The sequence below is a fragment of the Halorhodospira halophila genome, assembly GCF_016653405.1.
Taxonomy (GTDB): Bacteria; Pseudomonadota; Gammaproteobacteria; order Nitrococcales; family Halorhodospiraceae; genus Halorhodospira; species Halorhodospira halophila_A.
In genome coordinates this window covers 1-20,385 of sequence record NZ_NHSN01000022.1, presented here as the reverse complement: position 1 = coordinate 20,385, position 20,385 = coordinate 1, and the positions used below count along the sequence as shown (strand labels likewise).

The 20,385-nt window shown below is 66.5% G+C and carries 20 protein-coding genes and 2 tRNA genes; 13 read left to right on the top strand and 9 right to left on the bottom strand.

All coding sequences use genetic code 11. The annotated features are described in order from the left end of the window. Nucleotides 1-19 precede the first annotated feature (19 nt). The gene (locus CCR79_RS09000) at nt 20-913 is read right to left on the bottom strand and encodes a deoxyribonuclease IV (RefSeq protein ID WP_201171153.1); all 894 of its coding nucleotides are present in this window, start codon (nt 911-913) and stop codon (nt 20-22) included. 89 nt (nt 914-1,002) lie between these two features. Here CCR79_RS09000 and CCR79_RS08995 point away from each other — a divergent pair, with 89 nt between their 5' ends. Continuing rightward, nucleotides 1,003-1,449 (top strand): host attachment protein, encoded by a 447-nt coding sequence (locus tag CCR79_RS08995; protein ID WP_201171150.1) that lies wholly within the window; start codon nt 1,003-1,005, stop codon nt 1,447-1,449. 103 nt (nt 1,450-1,552) lie between these two features. On the opposite strand, the gene CCR79_RS08990 is transcribed toward CCR79_RS08995, so the two are convergent. The 6 genes from CCR79_RS08990 to rlmM all read right to left on the bottom strand — a co-directional run bounded on the left by CCR79_RS08990 (nt 1,553) and on the right by rlmM (nt 6,321). Then, complete coding sequence (locus CCR79_RS08990) at nt 1,553-1,930, bottom strand: hypothetical protein (RefSeq protein ID WP_201171147.1); 378 nt, start codon at nt 1,928-1,930, stop codon at nt 1,553-1,555. 23 nt (nt 1,931-1,953) lie between these two features. Beyond that, nucleotides 1,954-3,339: an NAD(P)/FAD-dependent oxidoreductase gene (locus CCR79_RS08985; protein WP_201171137.1), complete on the bottom strand. Its 1,386-nt coding sequence runs from the start codon at nt 3,337-3,339 to the stop codon at nt 1,954-1,956. Nucleotides 3,340-3,519: 180 nt separating this feature from the next. Continuing rightward, the gene (locus CCR79_RS08980; protein ID WP_201171136.1) at nt 3,520-4,545 is read right to left on the bottom strand and encodes an alpha/beta hydrolase; all 1,026 of its coding nucleotides are present in this window, start codon (nt 4,543-4,545) and stop codon (nt 3,520-3,522) included. A 19-nt stretch (nt 4,546-4,564) separates the two neighbouring features. Beyond that, on the bottom strand, nt 4,565-4,723 hold the full coding sequence (locus CCR79_RS08975) for a hypothetical protein (protein WP_201171187.1): 159 nt from the start codon (nt 4,721-4,723) through the stop codon (nt 4,565-4,567). A 74-nt stretch (nt 4,724-4,797) separates the two neighbouring features. After that, the gene (locus tag CCR79_RS08970) at nt 4,798-5,214 is read right to left on the bottom strand and encodes a SufE family protein (RefSeq protein ID WP_201171135.1); all 417 of its coding nucleotides are present in this window, start codon (nt 5,212-5,214) and stop codon (nt 4,798-4,800) included. 84 nt (nt 5,215-5,298) lie between these two features. Then, nucleotides 5,299-6,321 carry a 23S rRNA (cytidine(2498)-2'-O)-methyltransferase RlmM gene (gene rlmM / locus CCR79_RS08965; protein WP_201171134.1) on the bottom strand — a complete coding sequence of 341 codons (1,023 nt, stop codon included), beginning with the start codon at nt 6,319-6,321 and terminating at the stop codon, nt 5,299-5,301. 84 nt (nt 6,322-6,405) lie between these two features. Between rlmM and CCR79_RS08960 the strand changes: the two genes are divergently transcribed. Then, nucleotides 6,406-7,215: a slipin family protein gene (locus CCR79_RS08960; RefSeq protein ID WP_201171132.1), complete on the top strand. Its 810-nt coding sequence runs from the start codon at nt 6,406-6,408 to the stop codon at nt 7,213-7,215. 89 nt (nt 7,216-7,304) lie between these two features. After that, entirely contained in the window at nt 7,305-8,180 is an 876-nt protein-coding gene (gene xerD / locus CCR79_RS08955; RefSeq protein WP_238632550.1) for a site-specific tyrosine recombinase XerD, read from the top strand. A gap of 14 nt (nt 8,181-8,194) precedes the next feature. Here the strand turns inward: xerD and fdxA are convergent, their stop codons facing one another. Beyond that, nucleotides 8,195-8,518: a ferredoxin FdxA gene (fdxA, locus tag CCR79_RS08950; protein ID WP_011814444.1), complete on the bottom strand. Its 324-nt coding sequence runs from the start codon at nt 8,516-8,518 to the stop codon at nt 8,195-8,197. Between the two features lie 105 nt (nt 8,519-8,623). Beyond that, nucleotides 8,624-11,233, bottom strand: a complete 2,610-nt coding sequence (gene mutS / locus CCR79_RS08945; protein ID WP_201171130.1) for a DNA mismatch repair protein MutS — start codon at nt 11,231-11,233, stop codon at nt 8,624-8,626. Nucleotides 11,234-11,270: 37 nt separating this feature from the next. On the opposite strand from mutS, the gene CCR79_RS08940 reads away from it, so the two are divergent. The 10 genes from CCR79_RS08940 to CCR79_RS08895 all read left to right on the top strand — a co-directional run bounded on the left by CCR79_RS08940 (nt 11,271) and on the right by CCR79_RS08895 (nt 20,325). Continuing rightward, nucleotides 11,271-11,771, top strand: coding sequence for a CinA family protein (locus tag CCR79_RS08940; RefSeq protein WP_201171127.1), 501 nt, complete (start codon nt 11,271-11,273; stop codon nt 11,769-11,771). 264 nt (nt 11,772-12,035) lie between these two features. After that, the gene (gene recA, locus CCR79_RS08935) at nt 12,036-13,100 is read left to right on the top strand and encodes a recombinase RecA (protein ID WP_201171181.1); all 1,065 of its coding nucleotides are present in this window, start codon (nt 12,036-12,038) and stop codon (nt 13,098-13,100) included. Next, nucleotides 13,097-13,582, top strand: a complete 486-nt coding sequence (gene recX, locus CCR79_RS08930) for a recombination regulator RecX (protein ID WP_201171124.1) — start codon at nt 13,097-13,099, stop codon at nt 13,580-13,582. Before recA ends, recX begins: the two co-directional genes overlap by 4 nt. Before the next feature lie 4 nt (nt 13,583-13,586). Then, complete coding sequence (gene alaS / locus CCR79_RS08925; protein ID WP_201171178.1) at nt 13,587-16,178, top strand: alanine--tRNA ligase; 2,592 nt, start codon at nt 13,587-13,589, stop codon at nt 16,176-16,178. Between the two features lie 71 nt (nt 16,179-16,249). Continuing rightward, nucleotides 16,250-17,500 (top strand): aspartate kinase, encoded by a 1,251-nt coding sequence (locus CCR79_RS08920; protein WP_201171121.1) that lies wholly within the window; start codon nt 16,250-16,252, stop codon nt 17,498-17,500. A 123-nt stretch (nt 17,501-17,623) separates the two neighbouring features. Continuing rightward, nucleotides 17,624-17,839, top strand: coding sequence for a carbon storage regulator CsrA (gene csrA, locus CCR79_RS08915; protein WP_201171118.1), 216 nt, complete (start codon nt 17,624-17,626; stop codon nt 17,837-17,839). A 49-nt stretch (nt 17,840-17,888) separates the two neighbouring features. Next, nucleotides 17,889-17,978, top strand: a tRNA-Ser gene (locus CCR79_RS08910). A 51-nt stretch (nt 17,979-18,029) separates the two neighbouring features. Continuing rightward, nucleotides 18,030-18,106: transfer RNA gene (locus CCR79_RS08905), tRNA-Arg, on the top strand. 293 nt (nt 18,107-18,399) lie between these two features. Beyond that, a complete protein-coding gene (locus CCR79_RS08900; RefSeq protein ID WP_201171115.1) occupies nt 18,400-19,773 on the top strand; it encodes a peroxidase family protein in 1,374 nt (457 codons plus the stop codon). Between the two features lie 186 nt (nt 19,774-19,959). Beyond that, on the top strand, nt 19,960-20,325 hold the full coding sequence (locus tag CCR79_RS08895) for a hypothetical protein (RefSeq protein WP_201171112.1): 366 nt from the start codon (nt 19,960-19,962) through the stop codon (nt 20,323-20,325). The last annotated feature ends 60 nt before the right edge of the window (nt 20,326-20,385 follow it).

The window sequence follows — 20,385 nt, the reverse complement described above, 5'->3', positions numbered from 1 at the left end:
TGGGGACTCCTCACAGCGGTCACAGGTTGATGTTGCGGTCTTCGATCTCCGGCAGAGCAGGGCGCTCGCCACGGGCGCAGCCACGCAGCCATTCGATCTCGCGCGCCCAGCCCTCGGGGCCGGCGGGCGTCTCGAGCAGTTGTGGCAGGGCGCGGGTGCGGGCGTCGGTGACCGCGCGCTCAAAGGCGTCGGGGCCGATCTCGCCACGGCCGATAAGCGCGTGCCGATCCTTGCGACTGCCGCAGGGTGGGCGCGAGTCGTTCAGGTGCAGCGCGACCAGCCGGCGCAGGCCGATATGGGTGTCGAAGGCTGCCCACATGGCCTCCCAGCCCGTAGCGGTATGCAGCTCGTAGCCGGCGGCAAAGGCGTGTGCGGTGTCGATGCAGACCCCGAAGCGTTCCGGGGTCTCCAGCCGTTCCAGGATGGCGGCCAGCTCGGCGAAGTCGGCGCCCACGGTGGTGCCCTGGCCGGCGACGTTCTCCAGGACGAGACAGACATCCGTTTTGTCCGGGTGGTTGCGGCAGATGGCATTGAGCGTGGCCGCAATGGCCTCGATCCCGGCCTCGGTTCCGGCCTGGAGGTGGGCACCGGGATGGAAATTGAGCAGTTCAATGCCGAGCCGGTGGCAGCGCTCGAGTTCGGCTTCCAGCGCTGCCTGCGACTTGGCGTGCTTTTCCGGATCGGTGGCAGCGAGGTTGATCAGGTAGGAGGCGTGGCTCATCACCGAACCGATGCCCTGCTCCGCCCGAACGCGTCGGAAGGCTTCGGCCTCCTCGGCAGTGATCGGCTTGACCTGCCAGCTGCGCTGGTTTCGGGTGAAGACCTGGATGCTATCGCAGCCGATCTCCCGGCCGCGTTCCGGGGCGCGCTGCGGCCCGCCGGCCGCCGAGACGTGAGCGCCGAGTTCGGGCATGGCTTGTCCTCCTCGGGAAAGGGGCGCAGTCTACTAATATTGGGGTAGGCACGCATGGGTTATGACATCAGCGCGAAGGAGGTCGCAACATGTCGAAAGTGTGGGTAGTGGCAGCCGACGCAGCCCAGGCACGGGTCTTTGCCAGCGACCAGCGCTCGGGCCAGTCCCTGCAGGAGGTCGAGACTTGGGTGAACCCGGAGCTGCGTGTACCGGCCCATGAGTTGGTGACCGACCGCCCGGGTCGGATCTCGGAGTCCGCCGGAGGTGGGCGCCATGCGATGGATCCGCCCACCGACATCAAGGAGGTGGAGTCAGATCGTTTTGCCCGTGAGCTGGTGCGATGGCTTGAGCAGGCCCATCAGCAAAAGCGTTTCGAGCATCTGGTGGTGGCGGCTGCGCCGCATTTTCTCGGACAGATCCGGCATCACTTAGATGGTGGGCTGAAAGCGGCGATCAGCCATGAGGTGGACAAGGACATCTGCCACTTGGAGCGGCCCGAGCAAATCCGCAAACATCTGCCGGATTTCCTCTTCTGAGCAGCCGATGCCACACCCGCAGACAGCAAGGCCGCCCTTCGGGGCGGCCTTGCTGTATTCCACCGGTCCGTGGGGAAGACCCGGCGCCCGGGTATGGTGCCGATCAGGCGCGGGCCCTCTGGCGCTGCCCATGCCCCGACGGGGCCATGCCCAGCAGGTACTGGATCGGCGGGAAGGTCGCGGCGGCCGCGGCCAGGCCGAGCCCCACGGAGATGCCGAGCAGGCCCAGATAGTCGGTGGCTCCGTACAGGTTGGCCCAGCTCGCGCCGGTGTGGGCCGGCAGCAGGAATACCGAGATGAGGGCCACGACACCGCCCACGCCCAGGGCGCTGCCCAGGGCCCGACCGAAGTTGCGGAAGCTGCTGCCTACGCGTGCGATGAGCAGGGCCAGCAGGATAAGGTCGACGATGGCCAGGATGATGATCGCGGGCAGGGTGCCCCCGAGGAACTGGATCGCCACGGTAATGGTTTCCATAATCATGCTTCTCTACCCCCTTCGCTGGTTCAGGACATGCGGCCGTGGAGCATGGCGTTGTAGGCCGGGAGCAGCAGGTGCTCCTTCATCACCCAGGCCATCCAGTGCTCGCGGTAGGGGCTGATGAAGCCGAACGAGGGCGTCATTTCCAGATCGTAGTTGAACTCCACCAGGATCGCCTGGCCGATTTCGGTAATCAGCGGGCAGGAGGTGTAGCCGTCGAACTCGGCGGTGGGCTCCCGGTCCTGGATGACGCGGATCAGGTTCTCGACCATGACCGGGGTCATGTTCTTGACCGTGGCCGAGGTCTTGCCGATCGGCACGCCGCAGCAGTCGCCGGCTCCGAAGACGTTCGGGTAGCGCTTGTGCCGGAGCGTGTACTGATCCACCTCCAACCAGCCGCCATCAGCGTAGGGGGCTTCCCGGGCCGCGAGATCGCTCTCGCGCAGCGGCTCGGGGGCGCTCATCGACGGCGGCAGGTGGATGAAGTCGTAGGACTCGGTGTACTCCCCGTCCCCGTCCGATTCGAAGGTGACCCGCTTCTGCTCCGGCTCGATGCCCTTGACCCGGTGGTGCCAGTGCACGTCGATGTCCCGCTCCTCGGGGAAGTGGCGCTTGAGGAACTCGTCGATATCCGGTTGTGAGAACAGGCCGTCGCCCGGGGCGTAGTAATGGAGGTCGGCATTGCCGCGCATGCCTCGCTGGCGCAGGCGGTGCTCGGTGATCATGCTCATCTTCAGCGGGGCGCCGGCGCACTTGATCGCCCCCGGCGGGCGGATGAACAGGCCCTTGCCGCCTTCCTGCAGGTAGTTCTCCACCGCGTTCCAGGTGGCGGACGCGTTGCCGGGGTTGTCGTAGACGCAGCCGATGCCGTGGGAGCCGATCAGGTCGGCGCTCATGCCGTCGATGCGGTCGAAGCGCAGCTCCAGACCAGTGGTCACGACCAGGTAGTCGTACTCCAAGGTCTCGCCCTCGTCGGTGACGAGGCGGTTGTTCTCCGGGTCGTACTCGGCGACCATCGCTTTGACCCAGTTGACCCCGCTGGGGACGTAACGCTCGTTACGGTCCTCGGTCTTGCTCCGAGGCCACTCGCCGGTGGCCACCAGCGTCAGTCCGGGCTGGTAGTAGTGGTCCTCGCGGCGGTCGACGAGGGTGATCTCGGCGCCGTCCAGGGCCCGGCGCAAGCGGTTGGCGGCGTTGAGCCCGCCGGCGCCGGCACCGACGATCACGATGCGGGCGTTGGTCTGAACCGCCCGGGCCGGCTCGCTGTGGAGCAGGGTGCCCGCCCCGAGGGCGCCGGCCGCGATCGCCCCGGTGCTCATCCCGGAGAGCTTGAGGAAGTCTCGCCGGCTGCAGGCCTCCACCAGGCGCTTGAGGTCGAGCCCCTCGGACCCGGATGGGGAGTGGTCGTTCATCTCGCTCCTCCTGACTGCATGCTGCAGTTGTTTTTTGTCCGCTTGTGAAGCGCCGCGGATCGGTTATATCGATCTCTCGCGATGTTTGCTCAATGTATACGAGTGGCGGGCGCTGTCAAAGCGTCGATTTGATATTAATCATGTCAATGATGGTTCGTCGCCCCGGGGTGAGGGGGCGGCTCAGTCGCGGTGACCGCACAGTCGCGACAGCCCCTCCCGATGCCCGACCTCGTGGCTTGACGGGAGACGCGCCCCCTCCGGGTCCTGGAGCCAGGCAAGCAGGTCCGCGTGTACGCGGTCGCGCTGCAGGTCGCGGGTCAGCAGGTGATGGCCCTCCGGGTAGAGGGCCAGGCGCCACTGTCCCGGCGGGCGCTGCGGGAGCCGATGGAGCATCAGACAGGTGGGTTCTGGCGGGATGACCTCATCCTGCTCGCCGTAAAGGATCAGTGCCCGCGAGTCCAGCTGCTCGCTGGCCTCTAGGGCGCGGTCCATGAGGTCGGTGACCCCGGCCAAGGCGCGGGCACTGACTTCGCGCTGGATGAGCGGATCCTCTCGCCACTCCTCGAGGACCTCGGGGTTGTCCGTCGGATCGACCCCCAGATCCTCGCCGCTCAGGCGCAGACCGGGGGTCAGGCGTGAAGAGAGCCACAGGCCGGTGCGCTGATACCAGGGCATCGCCTCGCGCCCCCAGACCGCCGGGGCCAGGAGCGCGGTGCCGGTGATCGCCTCCGGCGATTGTTCGGCGACCAGGATCATGGCGATGGCCCCGCCCATGCTATGGCCCATGAGGTAGAGCGGGGTATCGGGGTAGCGTTCGGCCAGCAGCTCGACGGCCGTGGCGGCATCGTCGATCAGTGCCTGCCCCCCAGGCCAGGTGCCCGCGTCCCCGGTTTCACCGAAACCTCGGTGGTCGTAGGCGTAGGTGGCGACCCCGCCCTCGGCGAGGTATTCGGCAGCGAAGCGCATGCCGCGGCTATAGTCATTGAGCCCGTGCAGCGCCAGAACCACAGCGTCGGCGCTGTCGTCGTGCTCGGGGCCCCAGCGTCGGTAAGGTAGCCGGTAACCGTCGTCGGCGAGGATGTACCCCTCACCCCAGGCGGGTGTCTCGCCGGGCGAGTCTGCCGGGCCGTCCACAGCGGCGCGGCTGCAGCCGACCGCCAGCGTGGCAAGCAGCAGCGGGGTGATGGCGAGGGTCAGTCTGCGCAAGGGGGCCCCGGTTGGCTGCCTACTGGTCGCGACGGCGCATGAACAGACGCATCTGCGCCTCGAGGCTGTCGGCAAAGGAACGCGCCTCGATCTCCCGGTCGATGGCTCGGTGGAGTTCCCGCAGCTGGTCGAGGGAGAGTTCCTGCAGCCGCTGCTTGATATCGGGTTGTTTCTGCAAGGGGTCTCGGTTCATCCGTCCTGAGTTGGTTGGCGCCTGGTGGGTGGCTTGCGTCTGCGACCTGTTCCGGTGGCTCAGGCGGCCTGAGCCTCGGCGGCCAGCTCATGGATGCGATCGACCATGGCGAAGAAGCCGTCCCGCCGGTTGGGGCTGAGGTTGCGCTCCAGTCCCAGCTGGCGGAACACCTCACGGATATCGGTTCGCTGGATCTCGTCCGGCGTGGCGCCGGAGTAGGCCATGAGCACCAGCGCAATCAATCCCTTGACGATGAAAGCGTCGCTGTCGGCGAGGAAGACCAGCCGCTGCGGGTCGTTTTCATCGCGCCGGCACACCAGCCAGACGTTGCTGGTGCAGCCCTCCACCCGGTTGGCCTCAGTCCGTTCCGCCTCCGGGAATTCCGGCAGTTGCCGGCCCAGGTCGATCAGGATGCGGTAGCGTTCCTCCCAGTCCTCAATGAACTCGAAGGTCTCCTTTAACTCGTTGAGATCCATAGGCTTTTGTCGTGATCGGAGTCTGGCCGGTGCGGTGGGTCCGGCACCGGGCGGAGTACAGATAGGGATCTATAGGATAATACGTTACGACCGATTCCGCGAGGCCGTCCGCCGTGCGTAGACGGTGATCTCCTCACGGTCGTGATAGAGCTGCGCGGCGTGCACCCGCGCGCCGGTGGCTCGGATCGCCTCCAGGGCGTGGCGCACGGTCTCCAGTGGACGGCGCATGGGCAGCTTCAGATTGAATACTGCCGCCCTGGCCCGCGCCTCGCGCAGCCACTGTGCCATCAGGCGTGTGATCCCCTGCGGCCGGTCCACGACGTCGCAGACCAGCCAGTCCACCTCCGCTCGTGTCCGGAAGCGGAAGGCGTCGGTACGCCGGTGTTCGACACCGGGATCTTGGGCAAGGTCCGGGGCGAGCGGGCCGTTATCGATGGCGGTCACGGTGAGCCCGCGCTCGCGCAGCAGCCAGGTCCAGCCGCCCGGGGCCGCCCCGAGGTCCACGGCGTGTTCGCCGGGGTAGGGCTGCTCGTGCTCCGGAACCAGGCGGTGGAGCGCCTCCTCGAGCTTGAGCACCGAGCGGCTTGGCGCGCTTCGCGGCATCCGCAGCCGGGGGATGCCGCCCGGCCAACCGCTGGCAGGGCCGACACCGGCTAAGCAGTGGCGGGAGTCGGGGAACAGCAGGCGCAGACGCTGCTGCGGATCGCCGGCAGTCACCCCGGCCTGAGTCAGCGCGTGGCGCAGGGGGCCAGCGAAGCGTCGGCAGAAGCGGGCCAGGGGGCGGCCTTCGTCGCTGTCCGGGTACTCGAGCCATGGGGAGGCACCGCCGGTCGCCGGGGGCAGCGCCGCCGCAATGGCTTCCGCGCGGCCGCCTTCCGGGAGCCCCTGCAGCTCGTCGACTAGGCCGGCTGCAGCGCGTGCAAAGACCAATGGCGGTGGCTGTTGCGGGGCGTCCCCGGCCGGGGCGTGGAAGACCACATAGGCGCTCTGCTCCCGTGCCCGGCAATAGCCGTGTACGCCGATTTCGCGCGCCGCTGCGGTAGCCTCGGAGGCGAGGCTCTGCTCGTAGCCGGCGCGGCAGTGGAGGATCCAACCTTGCCATTCCATGGCCCCATTGTACGGGTAGCGAGCCCGCCCCGGGGGCGACTATGCTGAGAAGGCGCATTCGTACCGTGCCTGAGGGGTATACCCATGGAAACCGTTCTTATTGTCGTCCTCGCCGTGCTGCTTTCGATCGTCGTCTCGGCGATCCGGGTCCTGCGCGAGTACGAGCGAGGTGTGATCTTCCAGCTCGGGCGTTTCTGGAGCGTTAAGGGCCCGGGCCTGATCCTGGTCATCCCCTTCATCCAGCAGATGGTCCGCGTCGACCTGCGCACGGTGGTCATGGACGTACCGAGCCAGGATGTGATCTCGCGGGATAACGTCTCGGTCGGCGTCAACGCGGTGCTCTACTTCCGCGTCATCGACCCGCAGCGGGCCATTATCAATGTTGAGGACTACCTCTCGGCGGTCAGTCAGCTGGCGCAGACCACGCTGCGATCGGTGCTTGGCCAGCACGAGCTCGACGAGATGCTGGCCGAGCGGGACAAGCTCAACGCGCACATCCAGGAGATCCTGGATCAGCAGACGGACTACTGGGGCGTGAAGGTGGCCAACGTGGAGATCAAGCACGTCGATATCGACGAGTCGATGATCCGGGCCATCGCTCAGCAGGCCGAGGCCGAGCGTGCCCGGCGGGCCAAGGTCATCCACGCCGAAGGCGAGATGCAGGCGGCCGAGAAGCTGCGGGATGCCGCCGAGGTGCTCGGCCAGAGCCCGGCCTCGCTGCAGCTGCGCTACCTGCAGACGCTGGTCACCGTGGCCAACGAGAATGAGAGTTCTTCGATCGTCTTCCCGCTTCCGCTGGAGCTGTTGCGTGCCTTTGGATACAGCGAGGGGCACGGGCCTGGTAGCGGTGCCCACGGGCAGGGGACGACCACCGGTGATGGAGGTGCGCGCTGAGCCGACGGCGGAGCCAGGGGGTCGAAGGTGGGGAGCGCCGGGGACGGCCGCGGCAGCGGCCCGCCCCCGGCGCCGAGGATGCCGCGCAGATCGAGGGCTTTCTCGACGCCCTGTGGGCCGAGCAGGGGCTTTCCGATGCGACCCTGTCGGCCTATCGCTCGGACCTGGAGGGGTTTGCCGCGTTCCTTGACCGGCGCCACGGGGGCGGGCTTGCCACGGCGCAGCGCAGCGATGTCTTGGCCTATCTGGCCGAGCGGGTGGCCGCCGGGGCGCGGCCGCGGACCACGGCGCGTCTGCTCAGCAGCCTGCGCCGCTTCTATCGCCGGCTGGTATCGACCGGGGTCCGTGGCGAGGATCCCACCGCCGAGGTCGAGGCGCCCCGTCTCGGCCACCCCCTGCCGGGCACGCTGACCGAGCGCCAGGTCGAGGCCCTGCTTGCTGCGCCGGATACCGACGAGCCGCTGGGACTGCGGGACCGCTGTCTGCTTGAGGTGCTCTACGCCACCGGGCTTCGGGTCTCGGAGCTGGTGGCATTGCGGGTGGACGGGGTAAGCCTGCGCCAGGGTCTGGTGCGGGTCGTCGGCAAGGGGGGGCGGGAGCGTCTGGTCCCGCTAGGCGAGGAGGCCCTGGACTGGCTGCGCCGATACCTGGATGAGGTGCGTCCGCTGCTGCTTGGTGGTCGGGTGGCCGAAGCCCTATTCGTGACGCGCCGCGGAGAAGGGCTGACGCGTCAGGCCTTCTGGTACCGGGTCAAGCGCTACGCCGTCGAAGCGGGGATCGATCCGGCCATCTCGCCCCACACGCTGCGCCATTCCTTCGCCACGCATCTGCTCAACCACGGTGCGGATCTGCGTGCTGTACAGATGCTGCTGGGCCACGCCGATCTGTCCACCACCCAGATCTACACCCACGTGGCCCGGCAGCGTCTGCAACAGCTCCATGCCGCGCACCACCCGCGCGGCTGAACCCGGCCGGAGGCTCAGCGCTCCAGGTGCTGGAGCTTGTCCGGCTTGCCGTCCCACTCCTCGGCGTCCGGCGGCGGATCCTTCTTCTCGGTGATCAGCGGCCACTTCTGGGCGAGCTCGGCGTTGAGCTCTAGGAAGTGCTCCATGGACGGCGGCAGGTCGTCCTCGGAGTAGATAGCCTCGGCCGGGCACTCCGGCTCGCAGAGGGTGCAGTCGATGCACTCATCCGGGTCGATGACCAGGAAGTTCGGCCCCTCGTGGAAGCAGTCCACGGGGCAGACCTCCACGCAGTCGGTGTACTTGCACTTGATGCAGTTCTCGGTGACGACGTAGGTCATGTAACTGGCTCCGTTGCCGTTTCAGGTCCTTCACCTGGGAGGTGATGGTGCCCAACCGGGCACCCTACCCGCGGCGAGCATTCTAACGACTCATGCACCGCGGTCCTACTCCTCGCACTGTCCCTTCAGCCAATAGATGGTCTCGAGGGCTTCCCGCGGGGTCAGCCCATCCGGGTCAAGGTTTTCGACCGCCGTGCGGACCGGGTCCGGTTCGGGCTCCGGCTGCGCCGGCGGCTGCAGGACCGGTTCGGGGCCGAACAGCGGCAGCTGGGCGGAGCCGCTGTCGTCGCCATCGCCCGACTCGAGGCTGCGCAGCTTCTCCCGAGCTGCCTGGAGGACCTCCTGCGGGACCCCGGCGAGGGCGGCCACCTGCAGTCCGTAGCTCTGGTTGGCGGGGCCGTCGCGCACGGCGTGCAGGAAGACGATGCGTTCGCCGTGTTCGGCGGCCTCCAGGTGGACATTGATGACCCCGGGGTGGATTTGCTCCAGGGCGGTCATCTCAAAGTAGTGGGTGGCGAACAGCGTGAAGGCCCGGATGCGCGTGGCGAGGCGCTCGGCCGTCGCCCAGGCCAGGGCCAGGCCATCGAAGGTGCTGGTGCCGCGGCCGATCTCGTCCATCAGCACCAGGCTCTCGGCGGTGGCGTTGTGGAGGATGTTGGCCGTTTCGGTCATTTCCACCATGAAGGTGGAGCGGCCCGAGGCAAGGTCGTCGGCGGCACCGATGCGCGTGAAGATGCGGTCGATGGGGCCCAGGACCGCGCGTTGCGCCGGGACGAAGGCGCCGGCGTAGGCTAACAGCGTGATCAGGGCGGTCTGCCGCATGTACGTCGATTTGCCGCCCATGTTCGGACCGGTGATCAGCAGCATGCGCCGGCGGTTGTCCAGGCGGACGTCATTGGGCACAAAGGGGGCATCCAGGGCCTGTTCGACGACCGGGTGCCGGCCGCCCTCGATGCGTACCCCGGGGGTGTCGGCCAGCTCCGGCTGGACATAGTCGAGGGTCCGGGCCCGCTCGGCAAAGGCGGCCAGGGCGTCTAGCTCGGCCAGTGCGGCGGCGCTGTGCTGGAGGGGGGTTAGCTCGGTGGCGAGGCCGGCAACCAGCTCTTCGTAGAGCGCCTTCTCGCGGGCCAGGGCGCGCTCGCGGGCGGAAAGGACCTGCTCTTCGAAGCGCTTGAGTTCCGGGGTGATGAACCGCTCGGCCGCCTTGAGGGTTTGGCGGCGGGTGTAGCGCTCCGGCATTTGGCTGCTCTGGCTGCGGCTGACCTCGATGTAGTAGCCGTGGACTCGGTTGAAGCCCACCTTGAGGGTCGGGATCCCGGTGGCCGCCCGCTCCTCGGCCTCCAGCGCAGCCAGGTAGTCATCGGCATTGCGCGACATCGAGCGCAGCTCATCGAGTTCGCCGTCGAAGCCGTCAGCAATGACGCCGCCGTCACGCACGGTTGCCGGCGGTGCATCGATGATCGCCCGCTGCAGCAGGTCGACGGTCTTCGGGTGTTCATCGAGCTCGACCCCAAGCTCCTGCAGGCGGTGGCTGTTGAGCTGCCCGAGAAGGATCTGCAGCTGGGGCAGACGCTCCAGCGCATCGCGCAGGCCGGTCAGATCCCGGGGGCGCGCCGTGCCGAGGGCGACCCGGGCGAGGATGCGCTCGACGTCGGCGCAGCCTTCTAGGGCGTTGCGCACGTCGGCGAAGGCACCGTCGGCCAGGGCAGCCACGGCGGCATGGCGGGCAGCGATGGTCCCGCTCTGACGCAGGGGGCGTTGGAGCCAACGGCGCAGCAGCCGGCCGCCCATCGCGGTGACGCTGGTGTCCATCACCGAAGCCAGGGTGTGCTCGGTCCCCCCGGAGAGGTTGCGCTCGATCTCCAGGTTGCGCCGGCTGGCGGCGTCGATGGTGATGGCCTCGTCCCTCGACTCGACGGTCAGGGCGCCCACGTGGGGCAGGGCAGCCCGCTGAGTCTCATTAATGTACTGCAGGAGCGCACCGGCGGCGGTCACCGGGGCGTGCAGCTCCTCGGCGCCGAAACCGGAGAGGTCGTGAGTGCCCAGCTGGCGCAGGATCAGGCGCCGGGCTGTATCGTGCTCGAAGTGCCACGGCGGGCGGCGCTGTGCCACGCATCCCCCCTCCGGCGCCGGAGTCTGGTCATCATCGGGGAGGATGAGTTCCGCGGGCCTTAGGCGCTCGAGCTCGGCAGCGAGGGACTCCTGGTCGGGTGCTTCGAGCACCGAGAAGCGCCCGGAGGAGAGCTCTAGGGAAGCCACGCCGAATCGGCCCTTGGGCCCTGGGGCCACGGCGGTGAGCAGGTTGGCACTGCGCTCCTCGAGCAGGGCGTCCTCGGTCAGGGTGCCGGGGGTGACCACCCGCACCACCTGGCGCTCCACCGGCCCCTTCGCGGCGTTGGGATCGCCGATCTGCTCGCAGATGGCCACCGACTCGCCGAGCCGGACCAGGCGGGCGAGGTAGCTCTCGACGGACTGGACTGGTACGCCGGCCATCGGGATCGGCGCGCCCGCTGATTCGCCCCGGGTGGTCAGGGTGATGTCGAGGAGTTTCGCGGCGCGCTCGGCATCCTCATAAAATAGTTCGTAGAAATCACCCATCCGGTAGAACAGCAGAGTCTCCGGATACTCCGACTTGATGCGCAGGAACTGTCGCATCATCGGGGTGTGTCCGGCGCCTGCCTCGGCGGTTTCGGCCTCTTGGGTAGCTGCTGCCATGGGGTGATTCCGGTGCCGCGTTGGATGAGGGGGAGATATGGTACACGACGACCGCACACTGCAAGAGCACGCGCGACAGGTTGGTGAGGCGTTGCAGCGATACGACCTCAGTCTGGCGGTGGCGGAGTCGTGCACGGGCGGGTTGCTGGCCAAGATCCTGACCGATGGTGGTGGTGCGTCCAGCTGGTTCGAGCGTGGGTTGGTGGTTTACAGCAATACGGCCAAGCGGGAGTTGGCAGGCGTCCCGCAGCGACTGATCGAGCAGCACGGCGCGGTCAGCCAGGAAGTGGCCGAGGCGTTGGCCCTTGGGGTGCTGGGCCGCGCGCCGGTGACCCACAGCGTGGCGGTGACTGGTGTCGCCGGCCCCGAGGGCGGGACGGCGGCCAAGCCCGTGGGCACGGTGTGGATCGCCTGGGGGTCGCCGGCCGGGGTCCAGGCCCGGATGTACCGGTTCCCAGGGGATCGGGACGCCGTGCGCCGGGCCAGCGTGGCTATGGCCCTTGAAGGGCTGCTGGAGCGTTGCCGGGGGGCGGCTTGAGCGGTGGTGCGGACAGGCCGCGTCTATATCAGATACTCCAGCGCTGGGCGCTAGCGGCCGATACCTCGAGTCAGGGGGCGTGACGGCGCCAAGGATGCCGGCGGGGCTGTTAGAATCGTTCGATGGTGCCGGGTGAAAGACTCGGCCGGGTTGTGGAATAATCCGCGACCCTGGCGGCGGGCCGGTGGCAGGGACGCAGACCGGGTCGAGGGGGCGCCGGAGCCCGTCATCATGGGGCAATCACGCGACGAGGTGGATTCGGAAATGGATGACGATCGCAAGAAGGCGCTCGGCGCCGCATTGGGGCAGATCGAGAAGCAGTTCGGCAAGGGCGCCGTCATGCGCATGGGTGACGCCCGCGCCGTGCGCGGGGATGTCAAGAGCATCTCCACCGGGTCACTGGCCCTGGATGTGGCGCTGGGTATTGGTGGCCTGCCGCGCGGGCGGGTGGTCGAGATCTACGGGCCGGAGTCGTCCGGGAAGACGACACTGACCCTGCACATCATCGCCGAGGCGCAGAAGGCCGGTGGCGCGGCGGCATTCGTTGATGCTGAGCACGCCCTAGACCCGGACTACGCGGAGGCGGTCGGGGTGGATATCAACGACCTGTTGGTCTCGCAGCCGGATACTGGCGAGCAAGCGCTGGAGATCGCCGATATGCTGGTCCGCTCGGGAGGGCTCGACGTGGTGGTGGTCGACTCGGTGGCCGCCCTTACGCCGAAGGCCGAGATCGAAGGCGAGATGGGCGATTCCCACGTGGGTCTGCAGGCGCGGCTGATGTCCCAGGCGCTGCGCAAGCTCACCGGCAGTATCCAGCGCTCCAACACTTTGGTGGTTTTCATCAACCAGATCCGCATGAAGATCGGTGTGATGTTCGGCAGCCCCGAGACCACTACCGGTGGCAACGCGCTCAAGTTCTACTCGTCGGTGCGCATGGACATCCGCCGCCTCGGGGCCATCAAGAAAGGTGACGAGGTCCTTGGTAACGAGACCCGGGTCAAGGTGGTCAAGAACAAGATGGCACCGCCGTTCAAGCAGGCGGAGTTCGAGATCCTCTACGGCGAGGGGATCTCCCGCGAGGGTGAGATCATCGACATGGGCGTCGCCCAAGGGTTCGTGGACAAGTCCGGTGCCTGGTACAGCTACAACGGGGATCGCATCGGGCAGGGCAAGGACAACGCCCGGCAATTCCTGCGCAACAATCCGCAGATCGCCGCCGACATCGAGGCCCGCATCCGCGAGAAGGTCCTCGGTACGGCTATTCCCGAGGCCGAAGCGACCGAGGGCGACGGTTCCGGCTCGGATTCGGACTCCGGCAAGGGGGCATGAGCGAAGCCGGGGTGGAGCCCGGGGCTGTGCGGGATGTAGCCCTGCGCCTGCTGGGCCGGCGCGAGCACACGCGGCGTGAGCTGGCGCAGAAGCTGGCCCGCCGCGGTTTCGATCCGGGCGAGGTGGAGCCGGTGCTCGAGGCCCTGGTCGATGAGGGGTTGCTGGACGAGACGCGCTTTGCGGAAGTCTTTGTGCGCAGCCGCGTCGAGCGGGGCCAGGGTCCGGTGCGTATCGCGCAGGAGCTTCGCCAGCGCGGAGTGATCGGCGGTGTGATCGACGAGGCGCTGGCGGACGCCGGTGTCGATTGGTGGGAGCAGGCCCGCGCGGTCCGTCAGCGTCGCTTCGGCGCGGTCGTTCCTGCGGATCGTCGAGAGGCGCTGCGGCAGGCGCAATTCCTGCAAAGGCGCGGGTTTACGGCAGAACAGGTGCGTGCGGCTGTGGCCGCCGCGGACGAAGACGACGAAAGGGGCCCGTATGGGTGAGAACATGACATCGGCGCAGTTGCGCGCCGCCTTCCTGGAGTTCTTCAGGGAGCGGGGGCACGAGGTCGTGCCGAGTTCGCCGTTGGTGCCGGCCAACGACCCGACGCTGCTCTTTACCAACGCCGGGATGGTCCCCTTCAAGGAGGTGTTTCTCGGGCGGGAGCAGCGCGGCTACCAGCGGGCCGCGAGCAGCCAGCGCTGCGTGCGCGCCGGCGGTAAGCACAACGATCTTGAGAACGTCGGCTACACCGCCCGGCACCACACCTTCTTCGAGATGCTTGGCAACTTCTCGTTCGGCGATTACTTCAAGCGGGATGCCATCCGCTACGCCTGGACATTCCTCACCGAGGTGGTCGGCCTTCCGGCCGAACGGCTCTGGGTTACGGTTTACGAGGACGACGACGAGGCGGCGCGGATCTGGCTGGAAGAGATCGGCGTGGATCCGGCGCGCTTCCGGCGCATCGGTGCCCACGATAACTTCTGGTCCATGGGCGATACCGGCCCCTGTGGTCCGTGCTCCGAGGTCTTCTACGACCACGGCCCCGAGGTTGCGGGCGGTCCGCCGGGGTCCGAGGACGAAGACGGCGACCGCTATATCGAGGTCTGGAACCTCGTCTTCATGCAGTATGACCGCGACGCCGAGGGCAATCTGCACCCGCTACCGAGCCCATCCATCGACACCGGCATGGGGCTGGAGCGTCTGGCTGCGGTCATGCAGGGCGTTCACGATAATTACGAGACGGACCTGTTCACGCCGTTGCTGGATGCTGCCGGCGAGATCGCCGGGGTGGCCGACCGGCGCAAGCCGTCGCTCAAGGTGGTCGCCGACCACATCCGGGCCTGCTCCTTCCTGATCGTCGACGGGGTGCTGCCCTCCACGGAGGGGCGCGGCTATGTGCTGCGACGCATTATTCGCCGGGCCGTGCGTCACGGCTACCAGCTGGGCATCGATGAGCCGTTCTTCTATCGCCTGGTCGAGTCGCTCGACACGGTCATGGGGGAGGCGTTCCCTGAGCTTCGCGAGCGCCGGGAGTTTGTCGAGAAGATCCTTTTCCAGGAGGAGAAGCGCTTTCGCGAGACCCTCGAGGACGGTCTCGCGCTGCTCGACGACTACCTTTCGGGCAGCGACAGCGGGGTGATCGACGGTGAGGTCGTGTTCAAGCTCTACGACACCCACGGGTTCCCGGTGGACCTGACCGCCGATATCGCCCGCGAGCGCGGCCTGGAGGTGGATGATCAAGGCTTCGAGGCGCGCATGGCCGAGCAGCGCGAGCGCGCGCGGGCGGCGAGCCGGTTCGGCGGTGCCCGCGAAGAAGTGGTCGATGCCGGGGAGAGTCGCTTTACTGGCTACGAGACGCTGGAGGATGTCGGCTCGGTGACCGGCCTGTATCAGGATGGCCGCTCGGTGCAGCAGCTGCAGGCTGGTGAGCAGGGCATGGTGGTTCTTGACCGGACCCCGTTCTACGCCGAATCGGGTGGCCAGGTGGGCGATCGCGGCGAGATCCTGGCCAACGGGCTACGCTTCCGGGTAGAGGACACCGTCAAGCAGGGAGACGCCCACGGCCACCTGGGGCGGCTTGAGGCGGGCCAGCTGGGCGTGGGGGACCAAGTGACCGCTCGGGTGGATCGCGGGACTCGCGAAGCGACCGTGCGCAACCACTCTGCCACCCATCTGCTGCACGCAGCCCTGCGCGAAGTCCTCGGCGACCATGTCCAGCAGAAGGGGTCTCTCGTGGCACCGGACCGGCTGCGTTTCGATTTCTCCCACTACGAGGCGCCGTCGCGCGAAGAGCTGGCGGGAATCGAGGCGCGCGTCAACGAGGAGATCCTCACCAACCACCCCGTCGAGGCCGCGAACATGGCCTACGAGGACGCGGTGCAGGCTGGGGCCATGGCCCTGTTCGGTGAGAAGTACGGGGATACGGTGCGGGTGATCTCGGTGGGTGATTATTCCCGGGAGCTCTGTGGCGGCACCCACGCCGCGCGGACCGGTGACATCGGTCTGTTCAAGATTGTTGACGAGACCGGCGTTGCCGGCGGGGTGCGCCGTATCGAAGCGTTGACCGGTGAGCGTGCCCTTGGCTGGGTCCAAGAGGCCGAGGAGCGACTCAATCGCCTCTCGGATCTGTTGCGGGTGGGTCCCGACAACCTGGTGATGAAAGTCGAGCAGCTCAGCGAGCGCGCCCGCGAGCAGGAGAAAGAGATTGAGCGCCTCAAGCAGAAGCTCGCGACCCAGGCCGGTCGGTCACTGCTGGACGATGCTGGCGAGGTTGCCGGTGTCCGCTTCCTGGCCACCTGCGTTGAGGGGGGTGGCAAGGGGTTGAGGGATACACTGGATCAGCTCAAGAACCAGCTCGGTAGCGGGGTGATCGTGCTGGCGGCGGTCCAGGGCGAGAAGGTTCAGTTGGTCGCGGGCGTGACCAAGGATCTGACCGATCGCCTCTCCGCCGGTGATCTGGTTAATCATGTCGCCGCCCAGGTCGGGGGGCGTGGCGGAGGACGGGCGGACTTCGCCCAAGCGGGCGGGAAAGACCCAAGCCGCGTCAATGATGCGTTGGCTTCTGTAGAAGCCTGGATTAAGGATAACTTGACTTAATGGCGTCTTATAACCATCCTATAATGCTTTCAATAGGAGGGTGAGGCGCCCCTGCTAGCTGAGGAATGCCCATGGGGCTGGTAGTCAAAAAATTCGGTGGAACTTCGGTCGGGACGACCGAGCGCATCCAGGCAGTGGCCGAGAAGGTCAAGGCCAGCCGCGAGGCCGGAGAGGACGTGGTCGTCGTCGTCTCCGCGATGAGCGGTGAGACCAATCGCCTGGTCGAGCTTGCCGAGTCGATCCACTCCGATCCTCCGGCACGTGAAGTGGACGTGCTTCTGTCCACCGGTGAGCAGGTCACCATCGCCCTGCTGACCATGGCGCTGGAGCAGATCGGCTGTCCGGCGCGCTGTTACACCGGTGCGCAGGTGCGGATCCTGACCGACAGCTCATTCAGCAGGGCGCGGATCCTCGATATCGATGCTGAGCCGTTGCAAGAGGATCTGCAGCGGGGACGTGTCGTGGTGGTCGCGGGCTTCCAGGGTGTCGACGAGGAAGGCGCGCTCACCACGCTGGGCCGTGGCGGTTCCGATACCACGGCCGTGGCGCTGGCAGCTGCACTGGAAGCGAGCGAGTGCCAGATCTATACCGACGTGGATGGGGTCTACACCACCGACCCGCGCGTCGTGCCCGAGGCGAGGCGGTTGGACCGTATTACGGTCGACGAGATGCTGGAGCTATCCAGCTTAGGCTCCAAGGTCCTGCAGATCCGGGCCGTGGAGTTCGCCGGCAAGTACCGCGTCCCCCTGCGGGTGCTGTCCAGCTTCGAAGAAGGGCCTGGAACGCTCATCACCTACGAGGAAGAGGGAATGGAAGAGCCGCTGATTTCCGGTATTGCGTTCAATCGCGACGAAGCGAAGATCTCTGTTATCGGGGTGCCGGACACGCCGGGGATCGCGGCGAAGATCCTCGGGGCGGTGGCCGACGCGAACATCGAAGTGGACATGATCATCCAGAACATCAGCCAGCAGGGGCTGACGGATTTCACGTTTACGGTCCACAAGCGCGATTATCAGGCCACCCTGGATCTGGTCCGGGACAACGCCGAACAGCTGGGGGCCCGGGAGGTTTATGGCGATGACAAGATCGTCAAGCTCTCCCTGGTCGGCGTCGGGATGCGTTCCCACGCCGGCGTGGCGAACACCATGTTCCGTGCGTTGTCCAACGAGGGGATCAATATCCAAATGATCTCAACCTCGGAGATCAAGATCTCGGTGGTTGTCGAGGAGAAATACTTGGAGCTTGGCGTGCGCGCCCTGCACAAGGCCTTTGAGTTGGATGTCCAGCCCGTGGCCGAGCTTGAGGGTCTCTCCGACGAGTAGCGCAGTTTCGGTCCTTCGGGGCGCAAAGGGGTGACGGCTAGGTCCCGGACCGCCCTGGAGGGCGAAGCGGCCGCCCGCTCAAGAGGCGCCGGTAGCGGTGGCATAATCAAGGAGTCAAGTTCGATGCTTATACTCACGAGGAGAGTGGGCGAGACGCTGATGATCGGCGACGATGTCAGTGTGACGGTGCTCGGGGTCAAGGGTAACCAGGTGCGAATCGGTGTAAATGCGCCGCGGGATGTCTCCGTGCACCGTGAAGAGATCTATGAGCGGATCCGTCACGAGAAGGATGGCGATGTCCCGGAGGCGGCCCCTGGGCAGGGTGCCGATTCGCAGTAGCTCGAGGGTTTACGGGGAGGGGGTCTATCCCTTAAGGTACGCACCCTACGGAGAGATGGCCGAGTGGCTGAAGGCGCTCCCCTGCTAAGGGAGTAAGGGCGAAAGCCCTTCGAGGGTTCGAATCCCTCTCTCTCCGCCAAAACAACGGTTGACTCGGCAAGCAGTCAACGGCAGAATAAAGCGCTTTATAGCGCCGGTAGCTCAACTGGATAGAGCATCTGACTACGGATCAGAAGGTTGGGGGTTCGAATCCTCCCCGGCGCGCCAACATCCGAAAAGCCCGGCCCGTAAGGGCCGGGCTTTTTTTATGCTCCGAGGAGCGAGCCTCCAGGCCTAGTGCTGGTGGTGTGACTGGGCTGCGTATCAGGCGATGCGCTCGGCGTGTGAGCGACCCAGCGTTCCCCCTCCTCTGCGCCGGCGGTGTCCGCGCCGCAACTGCCGCTTGACATTTCAAGCACAGCAGCTATAAGCCCAGCAAGGGATAGGGAGTGCCCCTTTGCGCGCACAGGGGAGGTCAGTCAAGCGCCCTTGATCTGTCAGTCCTTGAGGAGTGCCCCCCCATGCACGGCGAATATCTCAGAGGCCACTGCCCTCAAAAGAGCGTGTTCGGTCAGCCCGGCCGGTTTGGCCGGATGTTTCCCCATTTGCGCTCGTTGAAGGAGTCGCATCTCCCGCAGCCCGCGCAGCCTGATGCCCTTGGTGCCGCTGATGGCCCCATGAAAGACGACCTGGACGATGAGGGTGATAATCCCGGTATTCCCGCCGGGTTCACCTTCTTCGGTCAGTTCGTCGATCACGACATCACGTTTGACCCTACCTCCAGCCTGGAATCCCAGAATGATCCCCTGGCAGTGCGTAATTTTCGCATTCCCATGCTGGAACTGGACTCCGTCTACGGTGCCGGCCCTGCGGCGCAGCCTTATCTGTACGATGGTGAGGGCCGGCTCCTTACCTCGGCCGAGGGCGACCACGACATCCTGCGGAACCACCAGGGGGTCGCGATCATCGGCGACCCCAGGAACGATGAAAACCTCATCGTCTCGCAGATGCACCTGGCCTTCGCCAAATTTCACAATCAGGTGTTCGACCAGGAGGCGGGCCAGGACTTTGAAGAGGCCCAGAGGCTGGTTCGCTGGCATTATCAGTGGGTTGTCCTGCACGACTACCTGCCACGCATCTGCGGCCAAGCGCGGGTGGACGATATCCTCGAGAACGGGCGACGCCACTACTGGTTCGCCGAAGAGCCTTACATGCCGGTGGAATTCAGCGTGGCTGCCTTTCGGTTCGGGCACGGTCAGGTCCGGGCTGGGTACGCGATCAACGAGACCGCGGGCGGAGCGCGACTCTTCCCGAGTGAGGCGGATGCGCCGCGCGACGCATCGGAGCTCGTCGATCTGCGCGGCGGCGCGCCCGTCGCCAAGGAGCATACGGTGGATTGGGCCGGGTTCCTGGGCGACGGCGAGGGTGTGCAGCCCAGTCGGCTGATCAATACCCGGCTCAACGAGTCACTGCTGTTTCTGCCCGACTCGGTGGTGCCGGCCGGTATCCCCGATGAGGCTCGCTCACTGGCCACCCGCAATCTCAAGCGTGGGGCCGCTTTCTCTCTGCCTTCGGGGCAATCAGTGGCCGCCTGCATGGGGGCGAATGTGCTGAGCCAGGACGAGCTCTGGGGCGAAGTACCTGGTATGCCTACCCCTGCACCGGTGCCCGCTCCGCTGTGGTACTACGTCCTGCGTGAGGCCGAGGTGCGTGAGGCCGGCAAACGGCTGGGCGAGGTCGGCGGTCAGATCGTTGCCGAAGTGCTGATCGGCCTCCTGGAAGGTGATCGGGCCAGCTTCCTGAACCACGCGCCTGAGTGGAAACCGACCTTACCCTCGAAGAAGGAAGGGCACTTCACCCTGGAAGACTTAATTCATATCGCCCAGCGTAGTTAATAGCTGCAGGCCGCGGTTGACTCAGGGATCAGATTGGCCACGCCGGCGGGCAAGGATGCCCGCTTTACGCGGGACAACGAGGAACTCTAGCGCTGGTAGCGCAATTGGAGCCTGGCTGGCTTTAGTGTCAGGCAACAAGGCGACGTGCCCGAAGGGTAATCCGTCATGCCATACGGGCGCTCACAGATGCTGCAGACTTACGCCCGGGAGCCTTCGGTGCCGGTTCTGCAGGAGTCGCGGGTGACGGCGGACTGTGCATTCAGCATGACCGAGGGTGCCCAGGATTCCGGCGAGTTCTCGACGCCGGCCGTGGGGGACCTGATGCTGAGTCAGTCGGTTGGCTCTGCGTTTCGCTACGTCTGCGACATCGGTGCCGGTCGGTTCTCCGGGCGAACCGAGCCGATGGACTTCGTTGCGGTTGCCCCCAACGTCGATACCTATTGCAACGTTGCCAGCCCCGCCCGCCTGCGTTTTTTGGGTATTCCTCCTCCGCACCCCGTTTGGCCTGGACACCTCCCCCGGGGGTATAGTCAGGGCGCCCTGAGCCTTTGACTGCCCCCGCCTGGACCAAGACGGAGGTGTCAGATGAGCAACAAGAAGGCCAAGAGCAAC

What these genes read in the sequence shown, in the direction of transcription:
- CCR79_RS09000 (WP_201171153.1), bottom strand. Translation starts at nt 913, where the DNA reads ATGCCCGAACTCGGCGCTCACGTCTCGGCGGCCGGCGGGCCGCAGCGC.
- CCR79_RS08995 (WP_201171150.1), top strand. Translation starts at nt 1,003, where the DNA reads ATGTCGAAAGTGTGGGTAGTGGCAGCCGACGCAGCCCAGGCACGGGTC.
- CCR79_RS08990 (WP_201171147.1), bottom strand. Translation starts at nt 1,930, where the DNA reads ATGATTATGGAAACCATTACCGTGGCGATCCAGTTCCTCGGGGGCACC.
- CCR79_RS08985 (WP_201171137.1), bottom strand. Translation starts at nt 3,339, where the DNA reads ATGAACGACCACTCCCCATCCGGGTCCGAGGGGCTCGACCTCAAGCGC.
- CCR79_RS08970 (WP_201171135.1), bottom strand. Translation starts at nt 5,214, where the DNA reads ATGGATCTCAACGAGTTAAAGGAGACCTTCGAGTTCATTGAGGACTGG.
- rlmM (WP_201171134.1), bottom strand. Translation starts at nt 6,321, where the DNA reads ATGGAATGGCAAGGTTGGATCCTCCACTGCCGCGCCGGCTACGAGCAG.
- CCR79_RS08960 (WP_201171132.1), top strand. Translation starts at nt 6,406, where the DNA reads ATGGAAACCGTTCTTATTGTCGTCCTCGCCGTGCTGCTTTCGATCGTC.
- fdxA (WP_011814444.1), bottom strand. Translation starts at nt 8,518, where the DNA reads ATGACCTACGTCGTCACCGAGAACTGCATCAAGTGCAAGTACACCGAC.
- mutS (WP_201171130.1), bottom strand. Translation starts at nt 11,233, where the DNA reads ATGGCAGCAGCTACCCAAGAGGCCGAAACCGCCGAGGCAGGCGCCGGA.
- CCR79_RS08940 (WP_201171127.1), top strand. Translation starts at nt 11,271, where the DNA reads ATGGTACACGACGACCGCACACTGCAAGAGCACGCGCGACAGGTTGGT.
- recA (WP_201171181.1), top strand. Translation starts at nt 12,036, where the DNA reads ATGGATGACGATCGCAAGAAGGCGCTCGGCGCCGCATTGGGGCAGATC.
- recX (WP_201171124.1), top strand. Translation starts at nt 13,097, where the DNA reads ATGAGCGAAGCCGGGGTGGAGCCCGGGGCTGTGCGGGATGTAGCCCTG.
- alaS (WP_201171178.1), top strand. Translation starts at nt 13,587, where the DNA reads ATGACATCGGCGCAGTTGCGCGCCGCCTTCCTGGAGTTCTTCAGGGAG.
- CCR79_RS08920 (WP_201171121.1), top strand. Translation starts at nt 16,250, where the DNA reads ATGGGGCTGGTAGTCAAAAAATTCGGTGGAACTTCGGTCGGGACGACC.
- csrA (WP_201171118.1), top strand. Translation starts at nt 17,624, where the DNA reads ATGCTTATACTCACGAGGAGAGTGGGCGAGACGCTGATGATCGGCGAC.
- CCR79_RS08900 (WP_201171115.1), top strand. Translation starts at nt 18,400, where the DNA reads ATGCACGGCGAATATCTCAGAGGCCACTGCCCTCAAAAGAGCGTGTTC.
- CCR79_RS08895 (WP_201171112.1), top strand. Translation starts at nt 19,960, where the DNA reads ATGCTGCAGACTTACGCCCGGGAGCCTTCGGTGCCGGTTCTGCAGGAG.